The organism is Roseisolibacter sp. H3M3-2 (genome assembly GCF_029211165.1).
Classification (GTDB): domain Bacteria; phylum Gemmatimonadota; class Gemmatimonadetes; order Gemmatimonadales; family Gemmatimonadaceae; genus Roseisolibacter.
Map to the genome: position 1 here is coordinate 1 of NZ_JARGEK010000229.1, position 7,918 is coordinate 7,918.

7 protein-coding genes are annotated in these 7,918 nt (G+C 75.5%); 2 read left to right on the plus strand and 5 right to left on the minus strand.

Going from position 1 to position 7,918, the window contains the following annotated elements:
* Positions 1–23: 23 nt before the first annotated feature.
* The 3 genes from PYV61_RS16860 to PYV61_RS16870 form a co-directional block, all read right to left on the minus strand.
* Positions 24–1,787, minus strand: a complete 1,764-nt coding sequence (locus tag PYV61_RS16860; protein ID WP_275833714.1) for a hypothetical protein — start codon at positions 1,785–1,787, stop codon at positions 24–26.
* A 170-nt stretch (positions 1,788–1,957) separates the two neighbouring features.
* On the minus strand, positions 1,958–3,256 hold the full coding sequence (locus PYV61_RS16865) for a threonine/serine exporter family protein (RefSeq protein ID WP_275833716.1): 1,299 nt from the start codon (positions 3,254–3,256) through the stop codon (positions 1,958–1,960).
* A gap of 156 nt (positions 3,257–3,412) precedes the next feature.
* Entirely contained in the window at positions 3,413–3,709 is a 297-nt protein-coding gene (locus tag PYV61_RS16870) for a hypothetical protein (RefSeq protein ID WP_275833719.1), read from the minus strand.
* A 245-nt stretch (positions 3,710–3,954) separates the two neighbouring features.
* Here PYV61_RS16870 and tkt point away from each other — a divergent pair, with 245 nt between their 5' ends.
* The gene (gene tkt / locus PYV61_RS16875) at positions 3,955–5,982 is read left to right on the plus strand and encodes a transketolase (protein ID WP_275833721.1); all 2,028 of its coding nucleotides are present in this window, start codon (positions 3,955–3,957) and stop codon (positions 5,980–5,982) included.
* A gap of 73 nt (positions 5,983–6,055) precedes the next feature.
* Here tkt and PYV61_RS16880 read toward each other — a convergent pair whose 3' ends face one another.
* A complete protein-coding gene (locus PYV61_RS16880; RefSeq protein WP_275833723.1) occupies positions 6,056–6,445 on the minus strand; it encodes a GxxExxY protein in 390 nt (129 codons plus the stop codon).
* An 86-nt stretch (positions 6,446–6,531) separates the two neighbouring features.
* On the opposite strand from PYV61_RS16880, the gene PYV61_RS16885 reads away from it, so the two are divergent.
* Entirely contained in the window at positions 6,532–7,647 is a 1,116-nt protein-coding gene (locus PYV61_RS16885; RefSeq protein WP_275833725.1) for a hypothetical protein, read from the plus strand.
* A gap of 1 nt (position 7,648) precedes the next feature.
* Here PYV61_RS16885 and PYV61_RS16890 read toward each other — a convergent pair.
* A partial coding sequence (locus tag PYV61_RS16890; protein WP_275833728.1) for an ECF-type sigma factor occupies positions 7,649–7,918 on the minus strand: 270 nt, incomplete at its 5' end.

A 7,918-nucleotide genomic window follows, 5' to 3' on the forward strand; every position in this document is an offset into this window, starting at 1 on the left:
AGTTGAGACCACGATTTGTCTTCCTAAGACCGCTTGGCCTCCGACTTCGCGGCGGCCGCGGGGCGCGCCCCGCTGTCCGGCCGCGTGGCCGGCTGCCCCGGCGTGCTCACGTCGAACAGGCTGCGGAACTGGTCCTCGCGGAAGCGCGGCGCGCGCGGCACGAGGTCGACGCGCGCGAGCTGCCCGCTCTCGGTGCGCTGCCCCGACACGAGGTAGAGCGTCGTCCCGTCGGCGCCCCACGCGACGCTGCCGGTGAACGCGTTCGGGAGGAAGCTCACCTGGCGGGCCTCGCCGCTCCCATCCGCCCGCACGACGAACGCGTTGGAGAAGCCGCGGTCGCCCGCGCGCGCCACGTACGCGATCCACTGCCCGTCGGGGCTCCACGCGAGGTCGCCGCCGTCGGCGAACGGCGGGCGGTCGAAGCGCCCCGCGGCCAGCCGCCGCGCGTTCCCGCCGCCGGCGTCGACGACCATCAGCTCGCGCCCGCCGCGCACGAACACCACGCGCGCGCCGTCGGGCGACCAGCGCGGCGCCACGTCGAGCGGCCCGTCGGTGAGCGGCGTCTCGCGGCGCGCGGCGAAGTCGTACGTGAACAGCCGCCAGCGCCCGTCGCGGTCCGACGCGTAGGCGAGCCGGCGGCTGTCGGGGCTCCACGCGAGGTGCTGCTCGGGGCTCGGCGTGCTCGTGTCGCGCGCCGCGTCGAGCGGGCCGCGGCCGCCCGCGCCGCCGGCCGCGCCGCCCTCCGGCGCGCGCGACGCGGCCGCGAACACCTCGCCGCGCATCGCCACCGCGAGCTTCCGCCCGTCGGGCGCCAGCTCCAGCTCCTGCAGCGGCGTCGCCGACGCGGCCAGCCGCTCGACCCCCGGCGCCGCCGGCGCGCCGCGCAGCGTGATCGCCAGCCGCCGCGGCTCGCCCCCCGCGAGGTCGACGCGCCAGATCCCGAAGTCGCGCTCGAACACGATCGCGCGCCCGTCGTGCGACACGCTCGGCCACAGCACGCGCCCGTCGGCGAAGCGCGTGACCTGCCGCGGCGCCCCCTCCGCGCGCCCGCCCGCCACCGCCTGCGTCCACAGGTTCTCGGCGCCCGAGCGGTCGCTCATGAAGTGCAGCGCGCGCCCGTCGGGCGCCCACATCGGCCACGCGTCCTTCGCGCCGCCGCTGGTCACCGCGGTGTACGCGGGCGCCGCGTCGGCCGCGCCGGCGCCCGGGCGCACCAGCCAGATCTCGCTCTCGTCGATGTGCGAGTGGCCGCGACGCCACCACTGCCCGCTCACCAGCCCGCGCGCCGTGATCGCCAGCGTCTCGCCGTCGGGCGCCGGCGCGCCCCAGTACTCGCTCGCGTACCGGTCGCCGGCGACGACCATCGGCGTCCCGCCGTCGGCGCGCACGCGCAGCACGTCCTGCATCCCCGCCACGTCGCGCGACGACGTCGAGAGGTACAGCCAGCGCCCGTCGCGGCTCCACGCGTCGAGCGACTCGGCCGCGTCGTCGTACGTCACGCGCCGCAGCGCGCCCGTCGCCAGCTCCAGCACGTACACGTCGCCGCCGCCGGTGCGCGTCGACACGAACGCGAGCCGCGTCCCGTCGGGCGACCAGAGCGGGCGGCTCTCCTGCGCCGGGTGCGACACCAGCAGCCGCGCCTCGCCGCCGTCCGCGGGGGCGGTCCACACGTCGCCCCCCGAGACGAAGGCCACCTCGCGGCCGTCGGGGGACAGCGAGGGCTCGGCGAGGGCGGGGCGCGGCGCGGGGGGCTGCGCGGCGGCGAGGAGAACGAGGGGCAGGAGCATGGGAACGGCGTGGTCTCGAACGGCGTGGTCTGGTACGGCGTGGTCCGATGGGGCGTGGTCGGACGCTGCGTGCGGGGAGTCTACCCGCCGCCGAGCCGTCGGCAACGCGCGCGGCCGTTGACGCTCCATCAGACCACGCCTCAACAGACCACGCCGTACCCGACCACGCCCTACCTGGTCTCCTCGATCTTCGACTCCGGCGCCAGGACGCCGGCGATGAGCAGCCCCGCCGCCAGCGCGACCGCCGTCAGGATCATGCTGAACGCCGTCTCGATCCCGGCCAGCGTGCGCCGCTCCAGGAACGACGACAGGCTGCGGTAGCCGACGCTCCCCGGCACGAGCATCAGGATGCCGGGCACCAGCACCACCGCGGCGGGGCGGCGGCGCCAGCGCTCGTAGGCGCTGCTCGCCAGCGCGACCACGAAGGCCCCCGCGAACGTCCCCAGCTCGACGCCGAGGCTCGACGCGCCGAGGCGGCCGCCGGCGACGCCGAGGATGCCGGCGGCGACGATCCACGGCGCGTCGCGCGGGGCCGCGCGCAGAATCGCGACCGACGCCAGCGGCGCCAGCGGGAGCGTGGCGAGCCCCACCCACCCCGGCGTGCCGGGCGGCGCCACGGGCACCGGCGCGCCGAACAGCGCGGTGCCGAGCCGCGTCCCGAGCGCGACGCCGAACACGATGCCGAGCAGCGTCATGAAGGCGCCGCTCATGCGCGCCGTCGCCGACGCCAGGTTGCGCGTCGCCAGCTCGCTGATCGCCGTCGTGAGCGTGAGCCCGGGCATCAGCACGATCAGCCCCGCCAGCGTGGTCACGAACAGCGACAGCGGCCCCGCGGCCCACGCCAGCCCCATCGCCGAGGCGCTCACGAGGAACGCCGCCAGCGGCTCGAACACGCGGCCGACGCGCGCGTGCCGCCCCGCCTCCCGCGAGAACAGCCCGAGCCCGAGCCCCAGCGCCGCCGCCGCCGCGATCTCGCGCCCGCCGCCGCCGAGGAACTGGCAGACGGCGCCCGACAGCACGCCGTGCGCGAGCGTCACCAGCCCGGGCCCGTACGCCGACGGCGCGGCGTCGATGCGCGCGATCTCGGCCGTCCCCTGGTCGGGGGAGACGCGCCCCGTCGCCACGTCGGCCGACAGGCGCTCCAGCTCCGCGAGCTTCCCGAGGTTCACCTCCCCGGGCTCGACGCGCAGCAGGTGCGCGCGCTGCCGCGCCTCGGGACCGAACGCCGCCATGATCGACGTGGGCGTCGAGAAGAAGCGGTGGCCGACGAGCCCCAGCCGGTCCGACACGGCGCCCAGCACGTCCTCGAGGCGCGGCGCCGAGTGGCCGTGCACGTGCAGCGCGCGGGCGAGGCGCAGGACGAACGCGACCGCCGCCGGATCGGGCTCGCCGGCGCGGCGCTCGACGGGGATTTCGTCGGTTCGGTGGGGCGTGGTCAGGTGAGGCGTGGTCCGGTACGGCGTGGTCAAGAGAGGCGTGGTCGGAGAGGGCGTGGACGCAAGCTAGAAGGTCCCGCCCCATCCGATCACGCCCCACCCGACCACGCCGTATCCGAGAACGCCGTATCCGAGAACGCCCTACCTGAGAACGCCGTCTCTGAGAACGCCCTACCTGACCACGCCGTATCAGGCCACCAGCAGCGTCGGCGTCGGCATCAGCGCCGGCGCGTCGACCGTGAGCCGCATGACCTGCCACGCCCCCTCGTCGCAGGCGCGCCCGGCGCCGGCGGCGAAGCGCAGCCCGCCGGCGCGGCGCGCGGCCAGGTAGCGCTGGGCATCCTGCCGGAGGCGCGCGGCCACCGCGGCCGACGCGCCCTGGCGGACCGTCTGCGCGGCCGCGCCGATCTGGCCGGCCAGCAGCGTCGCCGAGTCGCGGTCGATGGGCTGGCCCTCGGGGAGGGTGAGACCGAAGAGGTCGATCATCGTGACATCCGTCCTGTTCTGGGGACGCCGGAGCTGCGGAGCGCGGCCGGCGAGGCTGCCCTCCCGTAGTGCCAGCGCCGCGCCGGCTCCCTCCGCCACCCTGGCACCCCGCCGTCCCCCCTGTGGCGCCCCGGCCTGCCAGGGGGTCACCCGCCTGCCGCCGCGGCATCCCTTCGCCACCCGGCTAGTTTGCCCCCGTCGGCGCGCCCGCCGGGCGCCATCCGTCCCCCTCGCCGCCCCGCCCCGTGGCCACCGCCACCGCCCCCACGCTCGACCCGGCGCTCGAGAAGCGCTGCATCGATACGATCCGCACGCTGGCCATGGACGCCGTGCAGGCCGCCGAGTCCGGCCACCCCGGCACCCCGATGGCGCTGGCGCCGCTGGCGTACCTGCTCTTCACCCGCCACCTGCGCCACGACCCGAAGGACCCGCACTGGCCCGACCGCGACCGCTTCGTGCTCTCGGTCGGCCACGCGTCGATGCTGCTCTACTCGGTGCTCCACCTCTCCGGCTACGACCTGTCGCTGGAGGAGCTGAAGCAGTTCCGGCAGTGGGAGAGCCGCACCCCCGGGCACCCCGAGTACGGCTACACCCCGGGCGTCGAGACGACGACGGGCCCCCTCGGCCAGGGGATCGGCAACGCGGTCGGGATGGCGGTCGCCGAGGCGCACCTGGCGGCGACGTTCAACCGCGAGGGGCACGCGGTCGTCGACCACCACACCTACTTCATCGCCGGCGACGGCGACCTGATGGAGGGGGTGTCGCACGAGGCGGCGAGCTTCGCCGGGCACTTCGGGCTCGGGAAGCTGATCGGCTTCTACGACGACAACCAGATCACGATCGACGGGCGCACGGACCTGACGTACAGCGACGACGCCGGCAAGCGCTTCGAGGCGTACGGCTGGCACGTGCAGCACGTCGCCGACGTCAACGACCTGGCGGCGCTCGACGCGGCGATCGCGGCGGCGAAGGCGGAGACGGCGCGCCCGTCGCTGATCATCGTGAAGACGATCATCGGCTTCGGGAGCCCGAACCGCGCCGACAGCTCGAAGGCGCACGGCGAGCCGCTGGGGAAGGAGGAGGTCGTCCTCACCAAGCGCGCCTACGGGTGGCCGAGCGAGCAGCCGTTCTTCGTCCCCGACGACGCGCGCGAGGCGTGGCTCGCGGCCGGCCGCCGCCAGGCGGAGGCGCACGGCGCGTGGACGGCGCGGTGGGACGCGTACCGGGCCGCCGAGCCCGCGCTGGCCGCCGAGTTCGAGCGCCGGCTCGCGAAGCGCCTCCCCGACGGGTGGGACGCGGCGGTGCCGTCGTTCACCGCGGAGAACGGCGCGGTCGCCAGCCGCGCGGCCAGCGGCACGGTGCTCAACGCGCTCGCCGCGAAGCTGCCCGAGCTGATGGGCGGCTCGGCGGACCTCGCGCCGTCGAACAACACGGCGCTCAAGGGGCTGCCGGCCTACTCGGCGGCGACGCCCGGGGGGCGCAACATGCACTTCGGCGTCCGCGAGCACGGGATGGGCGCGATCATGAACGGGATGGCGCTGCACGGCGGGATCGTCCCGTACGGCGGCACCTTCCTCGTGTTCGCCGACTACATGCGCCCGGCGATCCGCCTCGCCGCGCTGATGCACCAGCAGGTCCTGTACGTCTTCACGCACGACTCGATCGGCCTCGGCGAGGACGGCCCGACGCACCAGCCGGTCGAGCAGCTGACGGCGCTGCGCTGCATCCCGAACCTGACGGTGATGCGCCCCGCCGACGCGAGCGAGACCGCCGAGGCGTGGAAGGTCGCCGTGGCGCACCGCGACGGCCCGGTGGCGCTGGTGCTGACGCGCCAGAAGCTCGGCTACATCGACCGCACGAAGTACGCGTCCGCCGAGGGGGTGGCGCGCGGCGCCTACGTCCTGCGCGATGCGGACGGCGGGGCGCCGCAGGTGGTGCTGATGTCGAGCGGCTCCGAGGTCGCGCTGGTGCTCGAGGCGGCGCGCAAGCTGGAGGCCGAGGGGATCCGCGCGCGCACGGTGAGCGTGCCGTCGATGGAGCTGTTCGCGAAGCAGGACGCCGAGTACCAGCGCGCCGTGCTCCCCGCCGGCGTGCCCCGCGTGGCGATCGAGGCGGCGCACCCGATGTCGTGGTACCGGCTGGTGGGGGACCGCGGGACGGTGCTCGGCATCGAGCGCTTCGGGGCGTCGGCGCCGTACCAGCGGATCTTCGAGGAGCTGGGGCTGACGGTGGATCGGGTGGTGGAGGCGGCGCGACGTGTGGTGAAGGGGTAGCGCAACTTCTTTCGACAGGACTACAGGATTCGGCAGGATTGACAGGAGAAGTGTCGTTTCCAGTCAATCCGGCTCAATCCTGTAATCCTGTCGAAGGCAGTTCCCTCACCTTGCGTCGCACCTCCAGGCTGCCCGCCCCGAAGTTGATCAACAGCCCGAGATCGTATCCGGTCGACTTGAGGTAGCTCACCAGCTGCGCCTCGTGTATCGGATGAAGCCGCTCGACGGCTTTCAGTTCGATCACTACTCGTTCGTCGACGATCAGGTCGGGAACGAACACGCCGACGTCGCAGCCGCGGTAGCGCACGACGAGCCGCCGCTCGACGTCGACCGGCAGCCTGGCCAGGCGAAGCTCCCACGCGAGCGCCCGCTGGTAGACGGACTCCAGATAGCCCGGCCCCAGCGTCCGGTGCACGCGCATCGCGCCGCCGATGACGGCGCCGGTGAGCGCCTCGTGCTCCATGCGGCACGCTGCAGCCGCGCGTCGCGCCCCGCCGTCCCGCGCCGGGGAGGAGGCGTACGCCGGGCGGAGGACGTAGCTTGGCGCGCATGCTCCGCTCCCTGCGCGTCCCCGAGCGCCTCTTCGCGCTCGCCACGTGGGCCGTCTCGGTCCTGTTCGCGGGCTTCCTGATCGGGCTCGGGGGGAAGCTCGTCGCCGACCTCCCCGGCGTGCGGCAGTCGCTCGCCCTCGAGCAGTTCGCCGACACCGCCGCCCTCGCGCGCGTGCGCGCCGGGCGCGACACGCTCGTCCGCCGCGAGCGCGTGGAGAGCGACGCGCGCGAGCGGGCGCAGCTCGCGCAGACCGCCGCCGAGAACGCGTACCAGGCCGCGCGCGCCGGCTTCCAGAACTGGGTCGCCACGCGCACCGCCACCGTCGACCCGCGGCAGGACCCCGAGGTCGTGCAGCGCACCCGCGCCCTCGACCAGCTGGGCGCCGCGGCGCGCGAGACGCAGGCCGAGGTCGAGCGCCTCGACGCCGCGATCCTCCGCCTGCAGCAGGCGCGCGTCGCCGCCGACGACCGCGAGGGGGAGCTGCTGCGCGTCGCCACCACGCGCTACGAGCGCGCCCGCTTCTGGCAGGAGCTGCGCGTCTTCCTGATCCGCCTCGCCCTCACCCTCCCGCTGCTCCTCGTCGCCGGCTGGCTCGTGGCGCGCAAGCGGCGGAGCGAGTACTGGCCGCTGGCGCGCGGCTTCGTGCTGTTCGCGCTGTTCGCGTTCTTCGTCGAGCTGGTGCCGTACCTGCCCAGCTACGGCGGCTACGTCCGCTACGGCGTCGGCGTCGTCGCCACCGCGGTCGCCGGCGTGTGGGTGATCCGCGCGATGCGCCGCTACCTCGCGCGGCGCGCCGAGGTCGAGGCGCAGTCGGAGCGCGAGCGGCGGCGCCGGCTCGGCTACGAGGAGGCGATCAAGCGGCTGAACGCCGGCGTCTGCCCCGGGTGCGAGCGCCCCGTCGGCGCCCCCGCGACGCCGGGCGCACCGGCCGGCCCCACCGCCGCGAACTACTGCGTGCACTGCGGCATGCACCTGTACGACGAGTGCCGCGCCTGCGCGACGCGCAAGAACGCGTTCTACCCCTACTGCCCCACCTGCGGCGTCTCGACCGCCGAGCCGCCGGTCGAGGACGCGGCCGGCGTGCCCGCGCCGACTCCTGCGCCCGCCGCCTAGCTCACCCGCGCAGGCGCATCGACAGCCAGGTGCGCGCGCGGCGCCAGTCGCGCTGCGCCGTGCGCCCGCTGACGCCGAGCACCTCCGCCGTCTCGTCGTCGGAGAGGCCGCCGAAGACGCGGCACTCCACCACGCGCGGCAGCCGCGGGTCCACCAGCGCCAGCTCGGCCAGCGCCTCCTCGAGGGCGATCGTGGCCAGCGCCCACGCGTCGCGCCCCGGCGCGCGGTCGGCCGGGCCGTCGGCGGGCACGCGGCCGGCGGCGCGCGCGGG